Origin of the sequence: Salmonella sp. NW1250 (genome assembly GCF_051812965.1) — a bacterium.
In the GTDB taxonomy this organism is placed as follows: Bacteria; Pseudomonadota; Gammaproteobacteria; order Enterobacterales; family Enterobacteriaceae; genus Salmonella; species Salmonella enterica.
Map to the genome: position 1 here is coordinate 389708 of NZ_JAMNDD010000001.1, position 25662 is coordinate 415369.

Consider the following 25662-nt stretch of genomic DNA (forward strand, 5'->3'; position numbering starts at 1 on the left):
TCATCTCGGTTTAGTTTCCCCGGTAGTCTCGGCGAAGGTAATGGAGGCTACCGGCGGTTGCTTCTCTTTATCATGCACGGTAATTAATTATCACGATCACCAGCGCCAGGATGGTATGCTAAATCCATTCAAAATCCCCTGGATATGGATTGGAGGGCGCATGGTTATACCTGAGGTCAGGCAGGAGAGGCTCTATCAGAAGATAGCCAACCTCATCATTAAGCTGATCAATGATAATATTTTTCCACCGGGAACTTTTTTACCGCCAGAACGCGAACTGGCAAAACAGCTTGGCGTGAGCCGCGCCTCCTTGCGAGAAGCCCTTATTGTACTGGAGATCTCCGGATGGATCGTGATTCAGTCCGGTAATGGGGTTATCGTTTCAGATAAAAAACACCTTGCCAGCGACTATACCATCGAAGAAATTCTCTCTACTCGCGAGCTGGTCGATAGCCATTGTGCGCGCTTAGCCGCACAAAACGATAACGTTGACGTCATCAATCAAATAGAGGCGATTTATCATCGTATGGATCAAGCCATTAACGATAATAACGTCCACGGCTTTTACTCGCTGGATAAAGAGTTTCACCTTGCGATCTCTGAGGCCAGCCGTAACCGGGTGTTGTTCGATATGTCCCGTATGTTATGGGAACAACGGATTAATATCCCTTATGCTGGGCTTGATGAGCAGTCTGGAGACAGAAATGTTTTACTTAATCTCAACAAACAACATAAAGCGATAGTGGATGCGATGCGACAGTCTGATGCTGACAGCGCCTATGAGGGATCTCTGGAACATTTACGCTATGTGAGAAAGATTGTCGGCGGCTAAGTTTGTCGATGAATAACACCGCATGGCGGTCATGCCATGCGGTGGAGCTTGCCGTAAATCAATGGAAAACAGCATTAATCTTTAAGTAGCGCTCCGGATAGCGATCAAGTTCTTTAACTGCATCAGGGATCTCATCAAGATTGACGACCTTACTGACAACATCTTGCGGATTAATCTCCAGCGTTGACAGCATGCGTAATGCCTCATCAAATTCACCGGCACTGGTGCGGGAGCCGCGTAAATCCAGTTCTTTATAGGTGATCAGGTTCGTCGGCAGCGACGTTTCCTGTTTTGGCCATCCGGTAAACGAAATACGACCAGCAAAAGATGCTAAATCAAGCGTATTTCGAATAGCGCTATTTGCGCCGGAGGCTTCTATCACGACCTGCGCCATGGTGCCGTGGGTGATATTTTTAATAGCGTCGATAACCTGATCGTCAGCGGCGTTCAGTACATAAGGAACGCCAAGCTTTTGCGCATAGCGTAGCCTTTCTTCCACAATATCGATCAGAATAGGCGTTGCCTTGTAATGTCGCGCGCTTAATGCCGCCATAAGACCAATGGCCCCCGCGCCGATGATGGCAACATATTCCCCGGCCTTAACGTTTGCCCGGTGCAGCGCGTGCAGAGCGATGGTCAGCGGTTCTGCCAGCGGCGCCATTTCAGAAGGCACATTATCTGGTATTTTATGAATTAAATGTGCGGGATGAGTAACCACCTCCTGCATTGCGCCATCGACATGCACGCCAATGACGTTTAAATTTTCACAACAGTTAGTTCTGCCGACAGAGCAAGGGTAGCAGTGACCACAATAAATATAGGGGTCAACAATCACGCGGTCGCCTTTTTTAATATTGTCCGGCATTCCGGTACCTTCCTGAAGAACAATTCCGGTCACTTCATGCCCAATAATTCTTGGGTAAGTAACCAGTGGGTTCGTTCCACGAAAAGCCCCGATATCCGATCCGCAAATGCCTGCGGCATCAACCTTAATTAATACTTCATTTTCTTTCTTATGGGGATAATCCACCCAGCGGGTTTCAACTTCACCAGGCTTATTAATGAACACAGCTTTGACTTTCATTGGCTTTGAATCCTTTACTTTTTACAAACACGAAGACCAACAGGCTTGAAACGATAGCGATAGCACCAGCCAGATAGAACGCATAGTCATATTTACCGCTAAATTGAACGATAAAACCGGTGACAAGCGGACCGATAATGCCAGATATATTAGCCAGGCCATGCATGGCTCCGCCGACGCTCCCTACCTTATCTTTATGAACAACATCCTGAATAACCGCCCAATAAATTGGGCCCGTTAAATAGAGCAGGAAGAGTGAAACTGACATGAGCGTAATTGCGCTACCAATAGTGCTAACGGTACCGGAAACGGCAACACATACCGCCGCGCCTGCCAGACATACGCCCAGAATAAGTCGACGTGAGAGCAGGGCATTACCGGTAATCCGATAAATTACATCAGAACAGACGCCGCCGAGCACCATACCAATGGCGCCGATGACCCAGGGAATTACCGTGGCGATACTAATTTCTTTAATATCGAGATGTAACGAATGGTTCAGATAACTTGGGAACCAGGTCAGGAAGAAAAAAAGAATATAGTTGTAGCTGAAAAAAGCCAGAGTTGTCGCCCATACCATTGGTTGTTTCATGTAATAGCCGAGTGAAGGCGTAGCCCGGCCATCATCAGATAAAATAACGTCCTCATGATTTTCAAAATCAATGCGTTCTTCCGGCGCCAGGCGTTTACTCATTGTTGGCTTATCGCTAACGATAAAGTACCACAGTAGTACCCAGACCAGGCCAAATAAGAAAATAATGCCAAATGCGGGGCGCCAGCCTAAGGATAACGCCAACAGGCCCACAATCGGCCCGGACACCGCGCCGCCGAGCGGGGAACCGGCGCTAAAAATTCCGATCGCCGTGGCAGACTCCTTTCGGGAAATCCAGTTATTGATGATTTTATTTCCGGCAGCGCTGACCGGTCCTTCAGCCATACCGAAAAGAACGCGCACGATAAGCATTGTCCACAATCCGGTGACTAAACCAGTTAAGCCACAAAATACAGACCATAGTAACGCTGCGATGAGAAAAACCGTTTTTGGCCCAACTTTATCGCTGGCCCAGCCACCAATAAAATTAAACAGGGCGTATCCGATAAAAAATGCGCTGAAGATCATTCCCATCTCCGCGGCGTTAAATCCTAACTCCTTTTCGATCAAGGGGGCAGTTATCGACAATGCTGAACGATCCATATAGTTGAGCATGTAAACTATAAATAGAAGAAAAACGATAAGCCATCCCATTGTTTTTCTTTTCATGATTAATCCTCTTATTGTGGTCTAGCGGCCTGACCACAATATTTTAAGGTTATTTTCAAATCACCTCTCTTGTGGTTAGAACGTGATCAATATAACAAAAATTTATCGCAGAGGATTTTTATCCATCGCAAGCGTGATGGATAAAATTATTTAAAATCAGACAATTACTTGAAAATTCAATCGGGGCTATCGTTTTCCCCTAATCCACGCCCCGGTAACGTTTGACATGCGGTGTTAACGGAAGGTGGTGCTGTCTGTGGGTATTTTTCATCGGGCGTAATATAAACCTGACTCGTGGCGACATAGCCATCATTAAAAGTGGCTTCGATATAGGTAGCTTCCCAACCTGTCTTCGGTTCATTTAACGTAATACTGATCTTATTGTTGGCGGGAATATCTATTGTAAGCGGCTGATAGCGGATGCCACAGGCATAACGGAAATCACGCGCATTTGGATTGTTGGCTGTCCAGCGAACGACTTTTACCGGCGCTTCTGAGAAATAGACCGTAAGAAGATGGTGGTGAATAAGGCCGATCAACTGTGGTAATGTTTTTTTACTTTGAAACCTATTAATAAAAGGAACGAGGCTTTCTTCAGCGAACTGGTTAATTGAGTAGTGGTTCATATTAGGCACTATACGTAATGATTTTACGCCAGGAAGTTTGCTATAATAAAAGCGAGTATTGTCTGGTACGAAAAAATCGTCGCCGCTTGCATTAATAATATATTTCGGTATTGCAAGGCGGGGTTGATAAATAGTGTTGAGATATCTTAGCGGATCTATTATTTGCCTTAGCTGGGTAAATGTGGGGGATTTTATTTTCTCATCTATGCCTTGCTGGTAGTAGGGGTAGAATGTAATGGGCCAATTTCCACCGTATGATTGATAAATATGCTCAAGTGAAGCATCAATATCAAGTAGATCAATGGCGAAGGGAACAATTGCTTCAACATCAGGATCGGCAATAGCTGACAACCAGGTGGTCCACCCACGCTTTGAAATACCTGTAATGATAAAGGAATTTATATTCCATTGCGTTAACTCCTTTTTTGCTAATCTCATCGCTTGCGATATGGCAGTGACCATAGGAATATTTAAAGGCATTAACTCACGTTTCTCCGGCGCTTCCATAAATAATGCCCAGCTTCGGGAAACGCTTTCGTCCTCTTTCAATGGTTTTTTATCATCCTGAAAGGTTAAATATTGGTTAGGTATATCACTCACTGATATTACGATGGTATTCGTATCACGGGCGATGCTTGCCAGTGTTTCCTGGGGGAAATCACCAGGTTTACCAGTGATTTGTACGCCTTTATCATAATTAATTCCGTTGTTTACAACCACCAAAGCATGGTGCTCTTTTGCCGTTTCAGGGATATAAATATCAACGTTATGTCGCCATTGCGCAGGGGTTACCATGTCATCTGGCGACCAGTGTTGCGATAATAATTCATAGTGTCTGACTACCACCTGTGCTAATGGAGCTATATTAATCAAGGTATATTTTAGCGGTGTGCCTGAAATCTGCTCCCGGTAGTCGGGGAGAACATGAGACAAATCACACTCCGGGCTGTTTCGACAAAAGAAGATGTTGTTATGAAGTAGTGTATAAACTTTTGTAGAAATGAAAAACAGTACGATAACAACGAGATATATTTTTTTCATGCTTTCCCCGCGCGTTACAAGGGCAAATGCCAACCAGCATAATTTCCATAAATACCTCCTAAACATTCAATATAAGTACAATACTTTTGATAAATAACGGAAGAAGGGAGTAATAATATTTGTGACGTTGTCACATTATTCTGTTTCTGGTTTCACTATTAGCACTGAACTTTTTGAAAGGTAAATCATTGCCGTCACCAGACCAATAATGGCGACAGAGATAGCTATACCGATCCAGACGCCATACAGAGCATACCCCAGGACCAATCCGCCCAATACGGGGGATATAAAATCAGCGATTGCGATTAATGCCTGCGCCGTTCCGATGACGATACCTTGTCGGGCAGGCGATACATGGACGGACAAGGCGGCAAGATAAGTGGGTTTGGCTAGCGCATCAGCGATGCTAATACAAACGATAGCAAAAACAAGCACTGGTATGGTCGTGGCGATACCCGCAGTGAGAAATCCAGTACAAAGAAGGGCGAAGATGAGGATAATTAGCTTTCGCTCCGAAAAATATTGGCTCACCCAACCTAACAGAAATAGCTGAACGAAAATATTAATAACCCCGTCCGCCATTAACAGATAGCTTAACGCTTTTGGCCCAAAGGGAAGCCCATTCCAGATGAAGGTGTCAGAAAGAAAAACAGGTAATTGTGAAGAGTACATGCCATAGGCGAAGAAATGACAAAGCATTACGATGATTAAGACGCGAAGGACAGGCATCTTTAAAATAGCGCGGGCAGAGAACGCCGCTATTTTATCTGTGGTACGTGATGTTGTGGAAGGGTCTTTTAACCCCCAAATCGCGACCAGGGCAGACCCAAGGACAAGTATAAAGGCGGCGTAGATCGGCGCGCTCAGACTGATACGCGATAACCACCCGGAAACGCCTGCCCCGACAATACCGCCTAAACCAATGCAGCCTGTGAGGATACCGATTGCCTGACGCCGATTTCTGACGTGCGTACAATCGGCAATATAGGCTGCGGCGGCTGACAAATTTCCGGCGCTAATGCCAAAAAGCGTGCGGGCGAGCAGGATAAACAGGATACATTGCGCGTTGGCGAGTAATAGTAAACTTATCGCCGCAATAGCCAGCGTGACAATCAGTATTCGCTTGCGGCCAACGCGATCGGAAAGGTGGCCAATCAGGGGCGCCGCACAAAATTGGCTAAAAGCTTCAGTGGCGATGATGATTCCAATGATAAGCGGCGAACCGCCCATCTCGCGGATATAAAAAGGCAGTACCGACATTACAGCCGCTGTACTGGCGGCATAAAGGCCGACAAGCAGGAAAACAGGCAAAATACGCCGCTTGTTGAGCGGGGTGATAGTTTCGCTGTCGGTGTTCTCATAGACATTAGTATTCATCTTTAATCCCTATGGCAAAACGAGAGAGATAATTTTCAATATCGTTGCTCTGTTTGCCGTGAAAGAATGCGCCGACATAGCCATCGGGTCGGATCAGCACGCATTGACCCGGGGCCAGATGATAGGACTCCCGGAAGTGCCCCAGGGTATCGATGAGCTCGTCCTGCTCGCCAATGTGATGAATACGCAGACCTCGCCGCGCATCGATGACCTTACCGTGGGTTTCGTAGGCCAACAGATTCCAGTCCGGGCCCTGGAGTAACTGAAATAATCGTAATGATTGGCCGCCGGCGCCCAAAAGAGGAGCATCCGGAGCTCTTTCTCCCGCTTGTAACCCATGCTGACGTTCGGGCAACGTGTGGGCTAAGGGGGAATTGGTATACTGGATGTCAAGTTGTTGAACGTCGCGTTCTCGTTTGATGCCACCCTGTTTTTGAGATTCAAGTAATCGGGTAGAAAGGTGGAGCAGTGATTCGGCTACCGGGCGGCGTTCCTGTTCATAGCTATCGAGAAGTTCTTCTCCTGCGCCCCGCAGCGAGGCTGCCATTTTCCATCCCAGGTTATAGGCATCCTGGATGCTGGTATTTAACCCTTGCCCACCCGTCGGCGGATGCACATGAGCGGCATCACCGGCTAAAAATACCTTACCCACACGGTAATGTTCCGCTATGCGCGCATTCATCTGGTACTTCGATACCCAGGGAATCGAATGGATGCGAACATCCGTCCGCCCGATTCGTTCAGTAAGAAAAGCCGTGAGCACGTCGGCTGAGAAATTCTGCGAGTCGTCCGGGGCCAACAATGCCTGGATTTGAAAGAGCTGCGTACCGGCGAGAGGGCAAATCGTTATCATCCGCGCCATATCGCCATCGTTAAAATGGTGCCATACATCCCGGTTCAGACCGGAAAGTGAAGCGTCAGCCACAAGCGCATGGATTCCCAACGTACGACCGGGGAAGCTGACGCCTAATTTTTTTCTGACAAAGCTTCCGCCGCCATCCGCACCTATCAAATAATGAGCGATGATGACCTCTTCTCCAGCCGGCCCGGCAACATACGCGGTGACTGTGCGTGGGGTTTGCGCAAAATGTCGTAACTCGCAGCCGAACTCCACCCGATGTCCCCATGCTTTTAATTGCTCTCGCATAATCGTTTCTGTCACGTTCTGTGGAACCATCAATGGCAGATGGTAGGGTTCGGCGTGGGTCGGTTTTGTATGATGCGCAATATCTGAATCTACATAGCTTCCGTCGTGACGGTAGGTTCGTAGTCGGGGATAGAGCCCGCCGGCGGCGACCACTTTATTGAGTATTCCAAGATCCTCGAAGATTTCTTGCGTTCGCGGCTGAATACCCTTACCGCGGGAACCGGTAAAAGGCGTCGTTCTTTTCTCAATCAGGCGAAATGAGATCCCGTGACGCGCCAGTTCGATGGCTAAAGTAAGCCCGGTTACGCCAGCGCCGCAGATCAGTACATCTGTAGTGGTGTATCTTGTCATCGTCTCTCCGATATGTGTATTATGCACATAAGAGGAGACATGCTATGTCAGAAAATAAAAATGTGCAAGATACACATATTTCCGAGCAAATGAAGGCGCTTCACGGTGCGTTGATTCGCGTGGTAAGCGCGCTTAACCGGCCTCGTAATGATGAGAAATTAATTGCAGAAGCGGGGATTCAACTCGATCGTGCGCTATTTTCGATCCTTATTAGTATCGAACGTTTAGGGCCGATTGGCGTTGTTGAGTTAGCCGAACGTGCCGGTCGTGATTATACGACGGTAAGCCGACAGGTCGCCAAACTGGAGAAGCTGGGGTTGATAATACGGCAGCATAATGCCATCGATCGTCGTATACGCGAGGCCGTTATCTCCCGTACAGGAAAGGCGATGACGGAGCGTATAGACGCTGCGCGAGAGCAAATGGGCAAAGTTGTTTTTAAAGACTGGCCTCAGGATGAACTTGATGTCTTTGTTCGGCTAATGCAAAAGTTTGCCGATGCAATGGATAGCGATGCTTCAATGCCGGAATAAGCAAAAGAAAAGGGCGGTCAAATCCGATCGTCCAGCTTAATATTGGTATCTGACATTGATTAAATAGCCAGCAAAGTAAATATAACAATAACATTTATTGAGTTAATTTTCACCCTTTGAAAGGCCAACGTATACTGCAGAATACGGCTATATAACAATCGCCGTATCAATGGTTTTTCAAAGGGTAAATATATGCTTACCGAAAAATATGATTTTCGCATTACCGATCAGATGACTATCCCACTCAGACCTCATTGGATAGCCAATGATTCATACAGGGAAAAGTGTAAAATGCTTGTCCTCAACCGGAGTAAAGGGGAAATTCATAAGGTAGACTTTAGTAAAGTAACAGATTATATCAAAGAAGGTGATGTAATCTGTTTTAACGACAGTACTATAATAAACCATATGTTTATCTGTAAAACAAGACGGAATAGATTAATTAAAATTGTTTTAGAGGGGTTTTTACCAAATAATAGAGTAATTATTTCCGGACTTTTAAAAGAAAGGCTTAACGCGAATGATGTTTTCTATTTGGTTGATAACCCTGGAATTTCCATTAAGGTAGAGCAAAAGTTTAGCGAAGAGAGTCAGTACCGAGCCGTCGTGGAAAATCATGAGGCCTTAATTTGCTATTTAGCCAGTCATGGTGAGCGTCTTGATGAGTATGTGGACTCCAGCTTGTTTTATAAATATCCAGATGCTTACCGTTCCGTTTTTTCTAAAAAGTATGGTTCTTTAGAAATACCTTCTGCCGGCATTCATTTTACCTGGGATCTTATCCAAAAAATCGAAGATAAAGGTGGGTTAATATCTTTTATTACTTTACATGTTGCATCAACAGAAATGTTGTCCAACAGAAAAATACAAACAAAATGTGTAGAGGAAGTGACTATCAACGAAGAATACTACGAGGTTCCGCAAGCAACAGCGGATATCATTAATACTGCGAAGCAAAATGGCGGACGTATTTTTGCCGTAGGAACTACCGTTACACGATGCCTGGAGTCCGCGTATTCGAGGGAACACAATTGCCTCAAAGCAAGTTCTGGCTGGACTGCGCTTTATATACATCCAGGCTATCAACTGAAAGTGGTTGACTGCCTGCTAACGAACTTACATCAGCCAAAAACGACGCATATGGTGTTAACTGGTCAGTTTGCTGGGGTTGATCTACTCATGAAGGCCTATGCCTCAGAACATATCCAGTCATGTCAGTTCGATATGTTTGGTGATTGCATGTTAATCATACAGGATGAAGGGCAGGGATGAATAAAATAAAACCGGTACACATAATGCTACCGGTTTTACCGAGAATAAGCATCAGGGGATTCGGGCAATAACCTTTATTTCGAAATCAAAGCCGGCCAGCCAGGTAACGCCAACAGCGGTCCAGTTAGGATAAGGGGGATGGGCAAATATCTCCTGTTTCACCGCCATCACGTCGTTAAGTTGTTGCTCTGGATCGGTATGGAAGGTGGTGACATCCACTATGTCATCGAATGTGCATCCTGCTGCAGTCAGTGTTGCTTTCAGGTTTTCAAAAGCAAGCCTCACTTGTTTTTGAAAATCAGGCTCCGCCGTTCCGTCTGTGTGACTGCCTACCTGGCCTGAAACAAACAGTAAATCACCAGAACGGATGGCTGCGGAATACCCATGTTCCTCATACAGAGAATGGCGGTCAGCAGGAAAAACCGCGATACGTTGCGTCATAATGTTATCCTCAGATAGCGTAAACACTCCGGGCGGGAATAAAATGAATGTCACATACACAACGTAGGCCATAGTTTCATATACGTGACATATGTCAAGGTGCCGTCACATAAAAGAACTGAGCCTGTTTGTCGTATCGTTTGACGGGAAAGAGAGTATTTCCTGAATGATTAGCTTCTGTGTCGTGTCACTTTGTAGACGGCATCATTTTCACGCTTTCCAACACCAATGACAGTTACCGTGATAATTTCATCTTCGACGCTGTACACCAGTCTGTATCCTGCACCACGCAGCTTAATTTTGTACTGATCCTTTCTTCCATGTAATTGAGAAGCCGGAACCCGAGGGTTTTCAAGCCGTTCCCGTAACTTTTTTTTAAACTGTTCCTGTATAGTATGACCCAGTTTTTTCCACTCTTTTAGTGCTGATTCGTTAAATGCCAGCTTATAAGTCATCAATGTTGACCTCAATGACGCGTTCATTCGCACGCTCATCGATAATACGACCGAGTTCTTCATCCTCAAGAATATCCATAAGATGAGCATAAAGTGCCGGAGGCACACAGTAGAAAGCCGGTTCATTACGGTTAAGAATGGCAACTGGAGCGCCATCTCCGGCATTGAAAGTTCCCATTGGATCACGTTTCAGTTCTGTAATGCTTGCTGCAGTAGTCGTTAAAATTTGAAATGCCATAATTTACCTCCTAGTTGATGACTAAATATAGCACCTTTAATAGTACTAATAAAAGCATCCTTCACGAAGGGGATTCAGCTCCAGCCCGGTCAGTGATGCGGGCAGCTGACGGTTTTTTCAAGGCTAAGTTCAGATGTCCAGAACCTCGCTTAGAGCGTCCACATTATGTGAGTAAGATCACACTCGGAAGTGACGGACAGAGATACCCAGGCGCAGCGCGGCCATCTGGGTGCTCAGGACACTGGTCGACAAACCTGGACAAAAATGGCTACAAATAGGCATTAGCATTGGGCCTCTATCTGGCTGTCCATCTGCGTAAATTGCATCGTCCTGACCAGGATCGGTATCAAAGTAGTCATACGTATGACGAAGACATGTTAAAAGATCCTTTTTTGCCTTTTTTGGTCCTGCCGTAAAAAGAGAGAAGAAGGGATAGGTAACACATATCCATATGTCCTGCATCTGCTACATATATAATCTGCATATACTGACCCTATGCGGAAACGTATTGGCTGCAGAAAATAGCCGGCATCGACACGATGTCGGAAACACATCCGGAAGGGGTAACTATGCGAACTCCGCTGTTCGCTCAACGATTTCCTGGAGCCGATCACAGGTGGAGTAGGGAAGAACAGCGTCATTAAGGCGGAGTTCTTTAAGACCATCCGGGTAGTGCCAGACCTCGATATACTTCCCGATAGCCCTCATCATGTACCAAAGGCTGATTCAGCCTCACCAAAGCAGAGGTGGATAGCATCATCAATAAAAACAAGCAGGCAGCATTTCGGCGCTCGTCCTTCAAACGCATTGCCAGAGGAAGCTTCTCGATCACAACATACTATCCGCCAGAACCACCGCTAAAGCATTTGCTTAATCCGTTTCGCAAAAACGATGTTCCTCAGGTGCCGGAGTTCACGATAGGTATGCTCATTGCGTCTGCCAGGGCTGGTCGCTGGTTGTATGACTGATTCACGCTTGGGGGCTGCTTTTCGCCCTCTGCTATTTTAGTGCGCATAATGTATTGGATTGTGAAATGGCGTGGAACACGCTATTTCCCCTCAAGACTCATAACTAGATGGCTGCACCAATAAGCGACAAGCTGGAAGCTTGAGCGATAAAGAGCGGAGCGACTGGCGACAGAATTGCTTTGCAATTATGGTGACAGATGCGACAGCATCATGTGTCAATATGCGAAGCAAACAGACTTATCCCACAAGTTGTATTTTGAATCTTTATTATTAATCGTTTGTGATTCAATCAAGGACACTCAATGGAATGCCCTTTGTTCAATCACTATCTGTTTAAATACAACCACTCAAGATAGTCCATTGCATCATTCCATTCCTGCTCATTAACTGGAATCATGTCATACCTCATAGCAATGCATATCAATGGATGGATTTCTATCTATCCACCGTTGTTTCAGCCAGTCGAGATACTGAATGAAGATATGAACGTCACCATCAATGAGGAAGCAATGACGCATTATCTTCTTTGTTAATGGGAAGAAGATTGTTGTTCCATAGGGTGTATCAGTGATAATGGTGTGAGTGTTTCCATTCATCACCACTGAGAATGGAACCCAATCTTTGGACAAAGCTTCTTTGGCTTCATCAACAATGGATTCTCGATTCTTGTTTATGTAGTAATAGTCTGACTTGGCTATCTTCATTGCCTGATTTCTCAAACCAGCTTCTTTTGCATTATCACTGGTTGGAATGAAACACATTGTATCTGGTGAATAATGACGACGATGGGAATAGTCTTTATCAAACTCATACTTCACTGGATTATCTTTCCAGTTGCCATATCCGGGAATTGCTGGAAGGTCTGAACAGAAGTTCTGGAAGCAATGCCAGCGTTCACACACATGAACACCTTTGTACCCTTTATGAACCTGCTTGCCGTTACTGGTGTAGTAACAACGAGCAATCATATTTTGCCAGAGCACATACTCTTTGGTTCGTTGCCCGTATGTCTCAGGAGTGTAGGGGACATATGTCCGATACTGTCCAATTCCGATATAGCCAACACCATGAATAACAGGACGCATTAAAGCTTCTCGTCTTTCTTCTTCATTGCCGAAGTCATATGAACGGTCAGCAACTTTTCCTGATTTGATTGCTGAACAATAGGCTTTGGTTGTGTGTCCAGTTTCTTCAAACTGAATGACATAATAACCACGACGATTATGATTGAGAAGCTTGCCAAGAATGCGATAACGACCATAACGATTAGAGGTAAAGATATTGCCTGAATAATAATGAGGATGATTGTAATCTGTGGTGTAATTGTATTTCATCGGATACTCCATAGAATGAATGAGAATCAACAGAAGGAAGAATGAAGTTAGAATGGGTCCTACTTTCATCAACACCTTCAATTCAGGCATTCACTGCATGGAGCTAAAAAAAAATTCATAAATAAAATTGTGGCAATAATGATCAAATAACAATCAGCCATTATTAAACGCTCTGTATGCCATTTTGAGAGCCTTTAATAATGGACAATGAATGACAGGGCTTAACGTCTCACGACGTGCTGTAGCCCTATATGGTGCGTTATTTTTTAACGTTTCACACCCTCTAAACGGTCAGCCTCTGCATGACGGCCACAAGCCCGCAGAGACATAATCTGTAGTTTTAATGGGTCATTGAATACAGCCTTATCAATAGCTGAATTTGAAGCAGTATGACGAACACCTGTTACTACATCAGTGGAACGAGCAGAACGAGCTAATGCAGGAGCAACACGATTCCCATGACGGTCAATGTGATACGCACCATTAGCTTTGTTTGCTTCATGCTGCGCTCTGGATAATGCCATTGTCAGCCTCCTTGTATTCTGCTACGCAGACGTGTGAAAGTTGTTTTGTTTTCAGGTTGGCTTTACGACTCACGGCAGCCTGAGTTTTGGTTTTAGTAACCATCTTTCTGAGTTTGCTTTTCATCGTGCAACCAATACTCCATTACTCGTATATTGCATATATGGGATATCGCTCTGTGGAGTTGGAGTTTCACGAGGAAGTTTATTTGTAGCCATTGGCTGAACACATTTGCCTGTAGGCAATGGAACAGCGCAAGAAGTAGTTTTCGCATTAAACGTTGGTTTTGTCTGAGACATTGTATTTTTCCTTATGCGCACAAATTTGAATGAAAAACTTGTGCTGGAAGTGGTTGGGTGAAAGAGATGGATTTGTTTTCCTGTAAAGATAAAGAAAGCAGTTGCCTTGCTCGTTTCATCCGTTTAGTTCCAACTTTGGATTGTAGTTTGTTGCCCTTTGATTCACGAATCCAGACAGGATGAACGCCTGCTTTTATCCATAGATAACGTGGTGCTGTGATATGCCAGCCACAATGGTTGTCACCACTAAAGCTTTTGCTGATAACCAGACGGTCTTCATCTTTTAAAAGACGGGCAATGATTTCATCATTCAGTGCTTTTGCTGAAAAGTAGTGAGGTGAGTTCATTGCATATAACCTCTGGACATATCCTGGTATTGTTCCAGTTTCATTTCTTTCCACGATTTGATTCGATGGTTACAACGAAACTTCCCATTCCCATCAACGATGGCGTAGTGAACTGAACGGTCTGACATTAAGCGTCTGCGTTGCATTTCATTAAGACGAAGAGAAATCTCTTTCGCATTCATCCAGAAAGAATAGTCATTAGTGATTACTTCAATCTGAAGCTTTCCATCTTTCTCCCGATGACATGGCATATATCCATTCTTACTCATAAATCCACCATCACTTGTCAGGTAGAATAATGAAACAAGAGTGCTATTGATTAGGTCATCAGGATATGAAGCCTGAGAAGTTGAACAGCTTGCATGAGAAGTAGGTGAAGAAATAGAATTCATTTATTTCAGTCCTTGTTTAAAAATAGTATTTTTGGTATTACCAAAGAAATGTGACATTATTAGTGGTTAGACCAGATAAGTAAGCCTCTCAATGTCACGGAGAGAGGTTCTGGAATGAGTTAAGGTGATTATGAGGGTAGGGAAGAGAAAGCCCTGAGAACGCTGTAGAGGCGTGCCAGATGGGGCATTAGTTGGATGTGAAAGGGATTGTATTCTGTATTATCCACCGCACCCGACTTTGACTAAATACTGCGCGTACTATCTAGCTGGTACAATGAGATTAATAAATGATCACAATTAGGTATTTGTGCGCATTTAAATAATTGTTCATAATGTGAGCTAAATTAGCACTTCCAGCTACTGACAGGATTTTTAGCCATTTGTATAATGCCTTTAGCCCTCTGCAAGAGAGCCATGCGGCTTGAGCTGATAATTAAAGATTAAGAGAATAAGAATAAAGAAAAGAAATCACTTCCAACTAATCTTCCAGAACTGCTCTAAAGTTAAGTATTTGCACTATCCCATTCTTACTTCCATTTCTTTTATATATTCCATAATTAATTCTAAGGAAAACAAATGAAACTTTCTAAATGGAAGTTAATGGCTTTGATTATTCCTGCTGCATGGACTTCAATTTCTTACGCTTATGACTGGAATGATGATGTCACCCAAAGAGTTCAGACTCTGATAGAAAATGCCGCTAATAAGTATGTGCAGGGTGATTACGATAGCTACAATTCAGATACTGAAACGGCTATTAATTTGCTCTTAACAATAGAGCCTCAACCTCAGTCGCCAGAGCAGATAGATGCAAGAAAGATACAGGCAGCACAACTTGTTGATGAAACGGTAAAGAAAGAAATTATTTCTCTGGAGCAATCTCTCGAGGAAAATCAAGCTAAAGCTGACGCTGAATATCAGAAAATGCAAAGTATGAGCAAAGAAGAAAAAGAACAGGCCGCAGCGGAAGCAGCGAAAGAGAAGGCTTTAGCAGCAAAGGAAGCAGCAGAGAAGAAGGCTGCCGCCGCAGCAATGAAGGCAAATGCAGCGCGAGAAAAAGAAGCAACCCAAGTAAGTGTGTCTGGTGTAAACGCACCTAAAACACATTAAGTTTGCATACGTAAATCAGACAGGGATGCGTTTTCGGCATAAGGTACTGACCATCCCATCCTGTTTCATGCGTCAATTATCCATAATCCGTTTTCGACATAAGGTACTGCGATTAGTGGTTAATTGCGTTTTGGCATGAATACTACTGGCCTCTGCCACCCAACAAACTGCACGCCGGAGGTTCGGTTGTCCCAATAGTTTTCACGTATGCAAAAGTAAGTGTCTTTGAGAACACAAATAAAGCACGATTAATACACGATACATTTCACAATACAGGCGCATAACAATTCCTCATAACAAAGAAATGTCATGATAATTGCTTTGGAACCATGAAAGAGTAGGGTGGCTAGTCCTGAATCTTCCATCCCATTTGCTTTAAGCGAAGCAAGCCAACAGCTTGTATCCAGTGCACCGGAAAGCCGTTAACACTCATAATCCATCAGCTTGCTTAAGGCTGACAGACTCTGAATCATTGGGTACAGTTAAAACAACAGCTTCGTAGAAGCAATTACTAATGACATTTCACCATCCGTCTAAGTTGTCTTCTTAGTAGTATTGCTACGCTACTGGTATGGGAGCCAGCCTGCGACAGATGGTTTTGCTCTCCAGAGAATGCAGCTTGTTAGCTACAGACGTGTTTCCACCTTACTGATATGGGAGTCAGCCTAGAATGGAGTAGCCATTGTCATTACAACAACACGGACAGATTTAGCGTCTGGTCTAAGACGTTTATTACCGATGAAATAATCCATCGCTCTTTGGGAGCATCCACTATGGGAGGTCGGACAGCAACAGCCAAAATTGTATAACAATTGTCAGTGTCTAGAATCTTCAAATTGTAAACAAGATTGGCGTGCGTACTGGAATCTCACCAGCGCTACGAAGTTTAACGTTGGGCAGTACAACGAATCTCTGCGCATCAGTTTTTGCGTGGTCATCATTTCCCCAAATAATGAAACCACAACTGACACCTCAGAAGAATTCCAAAATCAACTAATGCCGAAGTGGGCACATAGCCGAAGCAAAGAAGAAGCGTTCCAGTTTGCAATAACCAGAATCACATCCAGCTAATGTCGAGGCTTGCACAAGCTAAAAGACGAAACAGGTTTTGATGATGTCGGTCAGGTGAATGAAGAAATCACCACGAGCACAATCCCTCGAACGCAGTGAGAGCTTAGCCATAGCCATCCTCAATCTGAGCCAGAGGGCGCAAGACAATCCAACTGTTATGCGAACTAACTACTGCACCAATCTGGCTACAATTCTCGTTACCTGACGTTAGTGCGCATAATGTATATTATGTTAAATGCACCAGAACATTTAAAAGACATGTTAAGGCGGCTGGATTCGTGCATGTCAAAAAACTTCTGGCCATAAGTTTGCTCCCTTCCCTGCCGTGACGCTGCGCGAATTCCCCGCTATCCTGCACACGATTTCACGCAGCACACGCCGCGCAGACATAAAAAAACCGGCCATTGTGATTGATTCGTCACTGTCAGTGTGTCAGTCCGGGATGAAATCGTCGCGCAGCGCATCAGCGAGCGCCCACGGCATTTCAGACGGAAAACTCTTTTCACGCGCTGCAGATAACATGGCATCGCCGTAGGACTCAACAGCCATTTCCGACAGTTCCCGTTTTAATAACGGGCTTTTTTCCAGACGACGGGCAATTTTCCTGCGCTGCGCTGACATTGACTAAAAAATCAATGGGAACCTCATTTCATGAGGTTTGATTATTCACTGTCTGCCATTGTCTTGCATTCATACTCGCCACCTACACTGGCGGCGGTCAAACATAATTCATCGGTTATCAGTTCGTATTTTAACGTCGCGCCTGGCATGACCTGCACATGCGTAACCGTATCGCCTGGCCTGTTTGTTTTTGTATACGACGCCGCCGAACATCCAAAAAAGTTGCGAAGAATTGGTAGCGATTCTACAAATGACATGTCTTACCTCAACCACCCGGTAAAAGTCATATATCGATAGCAGTATGTTACTCCAGATGAAACAATCGGTTCAGAAAGGGATATGTTCCAGCAGACAGGAATGTTATAAGGAGCTTCCCCCTTCGACACAAATAATGGTTGAGGACTGAGAACAGATGCAGCTGAATATGCTGGAAGCCATGAATATTTATGTCAATGTGGTAGAGCAAGGGAGCTTTATCCGCGCGGCGGAGGTGCTTGAGCTGCACCGCCCTGCTGTTACCCGCGCCGTTCAGAATCTGGAACATGATCTGGGCGTTAAGCTCCTGCATCGTACAACACGACAGGTCAGTATGACGGATGAAGGGGAAGAGTTTTACCAGCGTTGCCTGTCGCTCTTAAGCGAGCTGGACGACGTCCGGCGATTATTTTCCAGCACGCAACCGCCGAAAGGCCGCCTGCGCCTTGACGTCCCTATTACGCTCGCCCGGGCAGTCATCATTCCGGCTCTTGGAGATTTTCAGAACCGATACCCGGATATTGAGATTGTACTTGGCACGTCCGATCGCAAGATTGATTTGATTGCCGAGCGTGTGGACTGCGTCATCCGACTTGGTGAGCTTAATGACTCCAGTTTTGTTGCCAGACGTCTGGGAACGGCAGCCATGGTGACCTGTGCTGCGCCATCTTATCTTGCGAAGCATGGCACGCCGCACTCTATCGATGAGCTGATGAAGTCCCACCGGGCTGTAAATTTTTTCAGTAATCACAGCCTGCAGATAATGGAGTGGAAATTCACGGTTGATGGCAGTATCGCGTCAATAAAAATTCCCTCCAGCATCCTGGTAGACAATTCAGAAGCGTTTCTTTCATGCGGGCTGGCGGGGTTGGGGGTTCTACACGGATTGCGTCCGTCTCTTGCACCCTTTATTGCCAGTGGAGAGCTGACAGAGATCCTCACTGATTTCCCGCCCCCGCCAAAACCGGTTTCACTGCTTTACCCGGATCGTCGGTATCTGGCACCTAAAGTTCGCGTATTCATCGACTGGCTGTGCGAGGTTTTTGGTCCGGATGCACATCTCTGATAACGCTCTTTCGTGCATACCCGACCTGAAGATTGTTACTTTATCAGTAATTCTGTTTTAAAGATTGGATGGTTTTTCGTAACAATAAAGAGGTTTAAGATCTTCTTCAGATTAATTAACTACCACAGTCGCCTAAAAGGCTGGCTGAAAATTTGTTCGAAGGAGATCACGTCATGAAGTACAACCGTATCTGCCAGATCCTGGGTATCGAAAAACCTGTTATACAAGGCCCACTGTCCTGGCTTACCGATGCAAGACTGGTTGCAGCCGTAAGCAACGCCGGTGGTTTGGGTGTGCTTGGCCCAAATGCGGGCTTAACAGCGGAAACTGCTGTATCAACGCCTGAAGAAACAGCAGAAAAAATGCGTGAAGAAATTCGTAAAACCAAAAAACTTACCGAAAAACCATTCGGGGTGAACCTTATTCCAACCCCTGAAAACGACATCTGGACTCCGCCTATCCTACAGGTAATAAAGGAAGAGGGAGTAAAAGCTGTTGTTTATACCGGTTACGGAGACGGAGCTATTATCACTTCGCTGTTTAATGAACTAAAAGCGTCGGGTATTGCAATTATTTACCGCGATATTAATCCGACACCTGAAAATACACGTTTAGCGGAAAAAGCCGGCGCCGACATTATTGTTGCAACAGGTTTTGATGAAGGTGGCACATTGCCGGGCACCGCGCTTGGCACCTTTTCGATCGTGCCGCTGATTGCGGACTCGGTGAAGAGTGTTCCCGTCATGGCTGCAGGCGGGATTGCCGATAGCCGTACCGCCCGTGCTGCCCATGCGCTGGGAGCAGAGGGTGTCTTTGCTGGTTCGGTGTTTATTGGGACAGAAGAAAGCCGTGTGCCGCAGTCAGTAAAGGATAAAATCATTAATGCTAACGGCCTGGATTTGCTGCTTTTCCGTACCCTGCCAGATTACTACCGCTCACTTCCTGGCAAGCTGGCTGACAAGCTCGTGTCGATGGATAAAGCTGGTGCAAGCAATGAAGAACTGGCCCAGACGATGGGAGGTTTACGAGGGTTGCGTATCGGCATGCTGGAAGGTAATACAGATGAAGGATACATTGCGCTGGGCACGGGCATTGGAAATATCCGCAGCATCAAGAGCGTAGCTGAGGTCGTGAACGAGCTGGCTATTTGTTAAGGGCAGTACTGACTGCAAAAGCAATCGAACTTTGCGAAACGGCCTGGCGCGCAGCGGCCCTCTGACACAAGATGTGGTAGTGTTTTCAGACATTGAAACGCCATAGGATGTATTCCTCCCCTACCCTGTGACTACCGGCTCACCACCGGACAAGCCGCTGTGCTTATCAGCAAAGCCGAAATGATTGTTTGAGTAACTTTACGACAATTGCTTCAAAAACTGACTTCCGCTACCAGACGGTATACACAGTATGACTATTTCTTTTTATATGCCCCATACAAAAGCGATACGGGTGTTTTTTCTAATATCTGGATTTCATTTTTATGTGCTTTATGTTCACTAAAAATATCTGCCAGACTTTTACCTCCAAAGGCCAGGCCAATTCCCGTTGCTGCTGCTGAAAGTAATGTCAATTGCGGCATGGCAAGTGAAGCTATACCTAACGTGGCTGTTCCTGCAAAAATTAATCCAGATGAGATCTTTTTTTTCTTTGAATTCTTAATGGCTGATTCATGCGATTTTCCATACTCTTCGACCACATTGATTAAATGTTTTGAAAAATTATCTGCCGCATCTTGCATTTGATCTGGTGTTTTTCCTTGCAAGTCATGCCTTGAGATTCTTAGTTCATGCCTTAAGGATTCCAGTTGACCTCTTTCTCTAATCTTTTTTAATTCCAGATCGGAAAGCGCAGTAAGGAATTTTACTTCCGCGGCTGAAAGGCCCATTGTAATCGCTTGCTCTTCAGAAGAAAGAGGATTTAATTTACCATAATCCTTGACCAACTGCTCCGTAGTCCATTCATGTAAAAACATATGGTTACTATAAATAACCGGATCAATGCCTAATAGTGTTGCCGATAATTGAGTTGATCGTTGTGCATAAATTGCACCTTCAACCTTACCCAGTAAGGTTGCTATAGCTGACGGCAGATCGTAATCCAGAAGATCTACCTCTCTTGTTGTAAAACTCTTTAAATCTGTATCGTAAACCCAGACTTCTTTTTCGATGTTATTAAAATTATTAAGCAATGTTTTTAATAATTCTTTATTTATTAGGATCTTCTGGAATGTTTCTTCATTTCTCCCAAAGTGCTCAAGAAACGCTAAATAAGTAGCGTAATCCATTTTTCTATCTTTAAAAAAGAGCTGACTTAGAAAAGCGGCAGATTGTTCATGATTGCGTTCTTTATCAAAATCCAGTAATTCAGGAACGATTAGAAAAATTGGATAATCATCATCAATAGTCATAAACGGGATGGCGCGAAATAGATTAGAAACATGTTCAAGTAATACCAACCTGCGCATGCGGACATAACTATTATCTGGTGGCAATGACAAAAATGAATGCAGAGAGCTAAGAGAAGGAAAATGTAATGGATCAACCATTATGATGCTATCAAAATAAATCCCCAGAGATCTAAGGTGATTAGATATGTTATAACCAAAGCGTTGAATCGGAAGTAATAATCGATAACTTTTAGACGCCCGCACTTCTGTTATAAGCGCCGCGGCGTGAGTATCCCAAAATTTATTTAGCAACACGATTAGGTTTGTAAGTTGATTATCTAACTCGGGAGAGCTAATTAGCTCCTTCAGGATGAATCTACGTAATTCTTTCAGTTCTAAATTTCTAAACGCATATTTATATTTTTCAGAAAAAGCGTTTTCCATCAATAAAACATATTCATTCTGTATGCTTTTTGTAATACTACTCATCATCTATCTCCGAACCACCACGCAACGATTTCCCAGTGTAGTGGTTCTTATCATGTGTATATTGTTAGTCATGTTATCGTAGAAAATTCAGTGGTCAATAACTCATTGAGGTAGCTACTAAAATTTGCAGTTACCAGGATTTAGGATGATTTTAAAAATGTTTATAAATTCAGGCTGCGCCGCAGTGATTGCACTGATTTCCACGTAACATGATAATCAATGGCTTTGATACCCTTTAAACGAACAAATATGAGCTTAACATGGCGACAATAAAGGATGTTGCATCTTTGGCCGGTGTATCAACCGCGACTGTATCACGTGTCATTAACCAGACCGCGTGGGTTGAACCCGTCACGCGCGAACGTGTAGAGAAAGCCATGCGCGATCTCAATTATCGCCGGAATGCCGCCGCTATCGCGCTGGCGAAACGTAGCGGCGATATGCTCGGATTGTTAACCGGCAATCTGGCTGATCCTTTTTTTGCCCACCTTGCTCGCGGCGTAGAAGATGTTTCTCGTAAGCAGCAGTATCGCTTGATGGTATGTAGCGGCGGCCACGATGAAGAAATGGAAAAAGCGGGACTGGATTTTCTGGTTAATCAAGGCTGTGAGGCTATTGTTGTACACGCCAGCCGATTACCGGATAAAGAGCTGCTGCGCTACGCAGCCCACTTTCCAGCGCTGGTTGTTGTTAATCGTTATATCGCCGGTATGGCCAACCGGTGTATCTGGCTGGAAAATCGCAGCGCCGCCAGGGAAGCGACCCGATATCTCCTGGCGAACGGGCATCGGCGCATTGCCTGTGTGACATCTGACTTGCCAATTATCGATCGTCAGGAACGCCTTGATGGTTACCGTCAGGCGCTGGAAGAATATGGTATTTCTCCAGACCCTCGCTGGGTGATTAGCGTTCCGTTTAACGAAGAAGGCGGCGAGCGGGCCGCGCATCAACTTATCAATAGCGGGCTTCCCCTTACGGCTGCGGTCACGTTTAACGATGTGATGGCCGCTGGCATTATGCGTATTCTTCATCAACGCGGCGTTCAGCTTCCGCAACAGCTCTCTATTGTCGGCTTTGATGATGTGGTGCTGGCCCGGTATCTTTATCCGGCGTTAACAACAATGCATTATCCGGTCGAACAAATGGCGCGTTGTGCCGCGCAACTGGCGATACAGTTATACCACGGCATTACGCCGCCGCCCAGCAGCAATCATTTCAATGCCGAACTGGTGATCCGCGATTCTGTCGCGCCCTATTTTTCACGATGAATGCGTCGTCAACAGTAAAAACTGTGATGACTATCAAATTAACCCTTCTCATGTAATCGGTTACATGGACGAAAGTAATGGATCACAGTAGTGGGAAGCGTATCCCCCTACCCTTGAGCTACCTTACTGACCGGAGCTCCATTATGAGTGCATCACAAAACAAGAAGAAAACGCTGTCATTGGGTTTAGCGCTAATCCCAGTCATCTCCATGTTGTTATTGTTGATTATCGGTTACGGCATCATGGGGCTACGTATCGAACCGCTCCTTCTGTGCTCTGCGGCGGTAGCGGCAGGCATTGCATGGTGGCAAGGATACTGTTGGGAAGACATCATCAACTCAGTGGTGGATAAGCTGGCTAAAGCAATGCCGGTTATCATGATCCTGATCTGCGTGGGTGGTTTGATTGGCACCTGGATGTTTAGTGGCACCATTCCCTACATGGTGTACTGGGGGCTAAAACTCATAAGCCCGGAATATATTTTGATTGCAGCCTTCTTTTTAACCAGCGTGGTCTCCGTCTGTACCGGTACATCGTGGGGATCCGCCGGGACGGTTGGCGTTGCGTTAATGGGGGTTGCCGCCGGGCTGGACGTGTCTCTTGCAGCAGCAGCTGGCGCCGTCGTTTCTGGCGCTTATTTCGGCGACAAAATCTCACCGTTGTCCGACTCGACTAACTTTGCCGCGATTGTCGCAGACACTACTCTGTTTGAGCATATTCAGCATTTACTTTGGACGACCCTGCCAAGTTTCCTGCTTGCCGCCGTGGTTTATCTTATCGCCGGACACAGTAATATGCTGGGCGAGGTGGCCACGCCGCAGCGCGTTACGGACATCATCCACTCGCTGGAGTCGCTATACCATTTTAATATTGTTCTTATTTTGCCGCCGGTGATCGTACTGTGGGGCGCAATTCGCAAGAAGCCTGTCATCCCATTAATGTTAAGCGCCTGCGTACTTGCCTTGTTCCTCGGCGTCATCATGCAGGGACTGAGCATCAAACAGGGACTGGACGCTTTCATTGATGGATTTGATATCGCCATGTTCCCACAAGGCGCAGAAGGTGTCGTGGCCGATGTTCCGCGCCTGCTAAACCGGGGCGGAATGTTCTCGATGATGGGAACAATACTGTTAGTTTTCTGCGCTTTTTCATTTGCCGGAGCGCTAACGTTAACCGGCGCGTTAACGATCATCATTAACCGGCTGCTGACTATTATTCATAGCGTTGGTCAGCTCATTGCCGCCACTATCGGCACCACAATTTTGGTCACAGGAGCGACCAGCGACGGTAAACTGGCATTGTTAGTTCCCGCCGAACTGTTTAAAGATGCCTATCGTCGTATGGGGCTGGATACTAAAAACCTTTCACGGACGATAGAAGATGCCGGTACCGTTATCGAACCTCTCCTGCCGTGGACCTCGGCTGGCGTCTACATGGCAACCACGCTGGGCGTTAGCACGCTTGATCTTCTGCCCTGGGCTATCCAATGCTATGCGGCAATCTTCTTCGCATTAATTTATGGTTTTAGCGGAATTGGTATTGCCAGAACTGCCTCCGCTTCAGAAAAGTCGCCGCAAACGTCAGTGACGGAATAATAAGGAAACAAGATGGATTTTAACCAGATTATCAATCGCAACAATACTGGTTCGGTAAAGTGGGATTTTATTGAGCGTCACTTTGGCGACGGCGCTGGAAAACTGCTGCCGATGTGGGTTTCTGATTTCGATTTTGCCTGCCCGCCTGAGGTTCAGGCGGCATTGCATCAGCGAATCGAGCACGGCGTATTTGGCTATAGCGAACGCGATGAGGCCTATTTTAACGCCCTGCTTCACTGGTTTTCATCACGCCACCAGCTCACGTTAAAACAAGAATGGGTATGCAGCGTGGAAGGCGTCGTACCAGGGTTGGCGCTCTTAGTGCAAATGTTGACGCATCCAGGCGACGGCGTAGTGGTACAGGGACCATACTATGGCTCCTTCGCCAAAATAATCACGCTTAATGGTAGAAAACTGCTGGAGAATCCCCTTAGCGAGTCGCCGGACGACGGCTACCAGATGGATTTTTGCCAACTGGAAAGGCTGTTTCGCCATGAGCGCCCTCCGCTGATGATTTTGTGTAATCCACATAATCCAACCGGGCGTTGCTGGTCGGCCAACGAGCTGGAGCAACTGCTTTTCTTATGTGAAGCTTATGATGTCACTCTCATCTCGGATGAAATATGGGCCGATCTATTGCTGCCCGGCGAAACCTTTACCTCGGTACTGCATTTAGGGGAGCGCTGGCATAAACGGGTAATCTCCGCCACTGCGGCCAGCAAAACGTTTGGCTTATCGTCGTTGCGAATTTCTAATTTTCTCATTCCCGATCCTACGCTTCGCCAGCGTTTCCTGTCTCGTCTGGACGCTCATGGGCTGGATGTCTTTAACGCCCTCTCCGTTCAGGCGGCGACTACCGCATGGAATGAAAGTAGACAGTGGCTGGATTCGCTACTGGATTACCTGGCGGAAAACCGCCGCTGGTTTGTTGAACAGGCGACAGAGCACCTTCCCTGGGCAAGAATTGTCCCGGCGCAGGGAACCTATTTATTATGGATGGATTGTAAAAAACTGGGACTGGATGACGAACAGCTAAAATGGGTAATGGCGGATGTCGCGGGTATTGCTCCTTCAATGGGCAGCGGCTTTGGCCCGGCGGGCAGCGGATTTATCCGTTTAAATCTGGGATGTCCACGTACCTACCTTGAAATGGCAATAGACGGCCTGAAGCGAATATCGGTGAAGACAATCAAAGGAATACCAACAGGCGGATGAATTTTTCGGGCGGTAAACTGACAACGGTGTTATTTCTGCGACATGATATCGCCTGAGCGCCAGTAAAAA

General features: G+C 45.7%; 23 protein-coding genes and 1 pseudogene. 10 read left to right on the top strand and 14 right to left on the bottom strand.

Annotated features, from left to right (window positions below):
* The first annotated feature begins 40 nt into the window (after nt 1-40).
* Nucleotides 41-832: a FadR/GntR family transcriptional regulator gene (locus NBA72_RS02065; RefSeq protein WP_000388417.1), complete on the top strand. Its 792-nt coding sequence runs from the start codon at nt 41-43 to the stop codon at nt 830-832.
* 58 nt (nt 833-890) lie between these two features.
* Here the strand turns inward: NBA72_RS02065 and NBA72_RS02070 are convergent, their stop codons facing one another.
* The 5 genes from NBA72_RS02070 to NBA72_RS02090 all read right to left on the bottom strand — a co-directional run bounded on the left by NBA72_RS02070 (nt 891) and on the right by NBA72_RS02090 (nt 7719).
* Nucleotides 891-1916 (bottom strand): zinc-binding alcohol dehydrogenase family protein, encoded by a 1026-nt coding sequence (locus tag NBA72_RS02070; protein ID WP_000864935.1) that lies wholly within the window; start codon nt 1914-1916, stop codon nt 891-893.
* Nucleotides 1891-3177 carry an MFS transporter gene (locus NBA72_RS02075; protein ID WP_000824240.1) on the bottom strand — a complete coding sequence of 429 codons (1287 nt, stop codon included), beginning with the start codon at nt 3175-3177 and terminating at the stop codon, nt 1891-1893. The genes NBA72_RS02070 and NBA72_RS02075 overlap by 26 nt, the downstream gene beginning before the upstream one ends.
* Before the next feature lie 176 nt (nt 3178-3353).
* A complete protein-coding gene (locus NBA72_RS02080) occupies nt 3354-4910 on the bottom strand; it encodes a PhoPQ-activated pathogenicity-related family protein (protein WP_077917516.1) in 1557 nt (518 codons plus the stop codon).
* Nucleotides 4911-4979: 69 nt separating this feature from the next.
* Nucleotides 4980-6221 (bottom strand): MFS transporter, encoded by a 1242-nt coding sequence (locus NBA72_RS02085; protein WP_001095739.1) that lies wholly within the window; start codon nt 6219-6221, stop codon nt 4980-4982.
* Entirely contained in the window at nt 6211-7719 is a 1509-nt protein-coding gene (locus NBA72_RS02090) for an FAD-dependent oxidoreductase (protein ID WP_042947283.1), read from the bottom strand. The genes NBA72_RS02085 and NBA72_RS02090 overlap by 11 nt, the downstream gene beginning before the upstream one ends.
* Nucleotides 7720-7763: 44 nt before the next feature.
* On the opposite strand from NBA72_RS02090, the gene NBA72_RS02095 reads away from it, so the two are divergent.
* Together NBA72_RS02095 and NBA72_RS02100 are read left to right on the top strand one after the other, a co-directional pair.
* The gene (locus NBA72_RS02095) at nt 7764-8252 is read left to right on the top strand and encodes a MarR family winged helix-turn-helix transcriptional regulator (RefSeq protein ID WP_001293634.1); all 489 of its coding nucleotides are present in this window, start codon (nt 7764-7766) and stop codon (nt 8250-8252) included.
* A gap of 192 nt (nt 8253-8444) precedes the next feature.
* Nucleotides 8445-9524 (top strand): S-adenosylmethionine:tRNA ribosyltransferase-isomerase, encoded by a 1080-nt coding sequence (locus tag NBA72_RS02100; RefSeq protein WP_042947280.1) that lies wholly within the window; start codon nt 8445-8447, stop codon nt 9522-9524.
* Nucleotides 9525-9575: 51 nt separating this feature from the next.
* On the opposite strand, the gene NBA72_RS02105 is transcribed toward NBA72_RS02100, so the two are convergent.
* From NBA72_RS02105 to NBA72_RS02115, 3 genes are all read right to left on the bottom strand, one after another.
* Nucleotides 9576-9965, bottom strand: coding sequence for a RidA family protein (locus tag NBA72_RS02105; RefSeq protein ID WP_042947484.1), 390 nt, complete (start codon nt 9963-9965; stop codon nt 9576-9578).
* Between the two features lie 170 nt (nt 9966-10135).
* Nucleotides 10136-10420 carry a type II toxin-antitoxin system RelE family toxin gene (locus NBA72_RS02110; RefSeq protein WP_000221345.1) on the bottom strand — a complete coding sequence of 95 codons (285 nt, stop codon included), beginning with the start codon at nt 10418-10420 and terminating at the stop codon, nt 10136-10138.
* Complete coding sequence (locus NBA72_RS02115) at nt 10410-10658, bottom strand: type II toxin-antitoxin system Phd/YefM family antitoxin (RefSeq protein WP_000885424.1); 249 nt, start codon at nt 10656-10658, stop codon at nt 10410-10412. The genes NBA72_RS02110 and NBA72_RS02115 overlap by 11 nt, the downstream gene beginning before the upstream one ends.
* Nucleotides 10659-11464: 806 nt before the next feature.
* Here NBA72_RS02115 and NBA72_RS02120 point away from each other — a divergent pair.
* A pseudogene (locus NBA72_RS02120) lies at nt 11465-11626 on the top strand (DUF1493 family protein); the annotation flags it as partial.
* Between the two features lie 398 nt (nt 11627-12024).
* Here the strand turns inward: NBA72_RS02120 and NBA72_RS02125 are convergent.
* The 4 genes from NBA72_RS02125 to NBA72_RS02140 all read right to left on the bottom strand — a co-directional run bounded on the left by NBA72_RS02125 (nt 12025) and on the right by NBA72_RS02140 (nt 14520).
* The gene (locus NBA72_RS02125) at nt 12025-12960 is read right to left on the bottom strand and encodes a hypothetical protein (RefSeq protein ID WP_042947275.1); all 936 of its coding nucleotides are present in this window, start codon (nt 12958-12960) and stop codon (nt 12025-12027) included.
* A 266-nt stretch (nt 12961-13226) separates the two neighbouring features.
* Complete coding sequence (locus tag NBA72_RS02130; protein WP_137963470.1) at nt 13227-13484, bottom strand: hypothetical protein; 258 nt, start codon at nt 13482-13484, stop codon at nt 13227-13229.
* A 308-nt stretch (nt 13485-13792) separates the two neighbouring features.
* Nucleotides 13793-14128, bottom strand: a complete 336-nt coding sequence (locus NBA72_RS02135) for a hypothetical protein (protein WP_001530147.1) — start codon at nt 14126-14128, stop codon at nt 13793-13795.
* On the bottom strand, nt 14125-14520 hold the full coding sequence (locus NBA72_RS02140) for a hypothetical protein (protein WP_242409709.1): 396 nt from the start codon (nt 14518-14520) through the stop codon (nt 14125-14127). The genes NBA72_RS02135 and NBA72_RS02140 overlap by 4 nt, the downstream gene beginning before the upstream one ends.
* Before the next feature lie 576 nt (nt 14521-15096).
* Between NBA72_RS02140 and NBA72_RS02145 the strand changes: the two genes are divergently transcribed.
* Complete coding sequence (locus NBA72_RS02145) at nt 15097-15630, top strand: hypothetical protein (protein WP_242409708.1); 534 nt, start codon at nt 15097-15099, stop codon at nt 15628-15630.
* Between the two features lie 1503 nt (nt 15631-17133).
* Here the strand turns inward: NBA72_RS02145 and NBA72_RS02150 are convergent.
* A complete protein-coding gene (locus tag NBA72_RS02150) occupies nt 17134-17322 on the bottom strand; it encodes a DUF29 family protein (RefSeq protein ID WP_001276021.1) in 189 nt (62 codons plus the stop codon).
* 412 nt (nt 17323-17734) lie between these two features.
* On the opposite strand from NBA72_RS02150, the gene NBA72_RS02155 reads away from it, so the two are divergent.
* Complete coding sequence (locus NBA72_RS02155; protein WP_001176641.1) at nt 17735-18643, top strand: LysR family transcriptional regulator; 909 nt, start codon at nt 17735-17737, stop codon at nt 18641-18643.
* 173 nt (nt 18644-18816) lie between these two features.
* Nucleotides 18817-19797, top strand: a complete 981-nt coding sequence (locus NBA72_RS02160) for an NAD(P)H-dependent flavin oxidoreductase (protein ID WP_000876802.1) — start codon at nt 18817-18819, stop codon at nt 19795-19797.
* A gap of 254 nt (nt 19798-20051) precedes the next feature.
* On the opposite strand, the gene NBA72_RS02165 is transcribed toward NBA72_RS02160, so the two are convergent.
* Nucleotides 20052-21518 carry a hypothetical protein gene (locus tag NBA72_RS02165; RefSeq protein WP_000987826.1) on the bottom strand — a complete coding sequence of 489 codons (1467 nt, stop codon included), beginning with the start codon at nt 21516-21518 and terminating at the stop codon, nt 20052-20054.
* A 257-nt stretch (nt 21519-21775) separates the two neighbouring features.
* On the opposite strand from NBA72_RS02165, the gene NBA72_RS02170 reads away from it, so the two are divergent.
* The 3 genes from NBA72_RS02170 (at nt 21776) to NBA72_RS02180 (ending at nt 25593) form a co-directional block, all read left to right on the top strand.
* Nucleotides 21776-22783 (top strand): LacI family DNA-binding transcriptional regulator, encoded by a 1008-nt coding sequence (locus NBA72_RS02170; protein ID WP_042947273.1) that lies wholly within the window; start codon nt 21776-21778, stop codon nt 22781-22783.
* A gap of 143 nt (nt 22784-22926) precedes the next feature.
* Complete coding sequence (nhaC, locus tag NBA72_RS02175; protein WP_042947272.1) at nt 22927-24378, top strand: Na+/H+ antiporter NhaC; 1452 nt, start codon at nt 22927-22929, stop codon at nt 24376-24378.
* Nucleotides 24379-24390: 12 nt separating this feature from the next.
* On the top strand, nt 24391-25593 hold the full coding sequence (locus NBA72_RS02180; protein WP_042947270.1) for a MalY/PatB family protein: 1203 nt from the start codon (nt 24391-24393) through the stop codon (nt 25591-25593).
* The last annotated feature ends 69 nt before the right edge of the window (nt 25594-25662 follow it).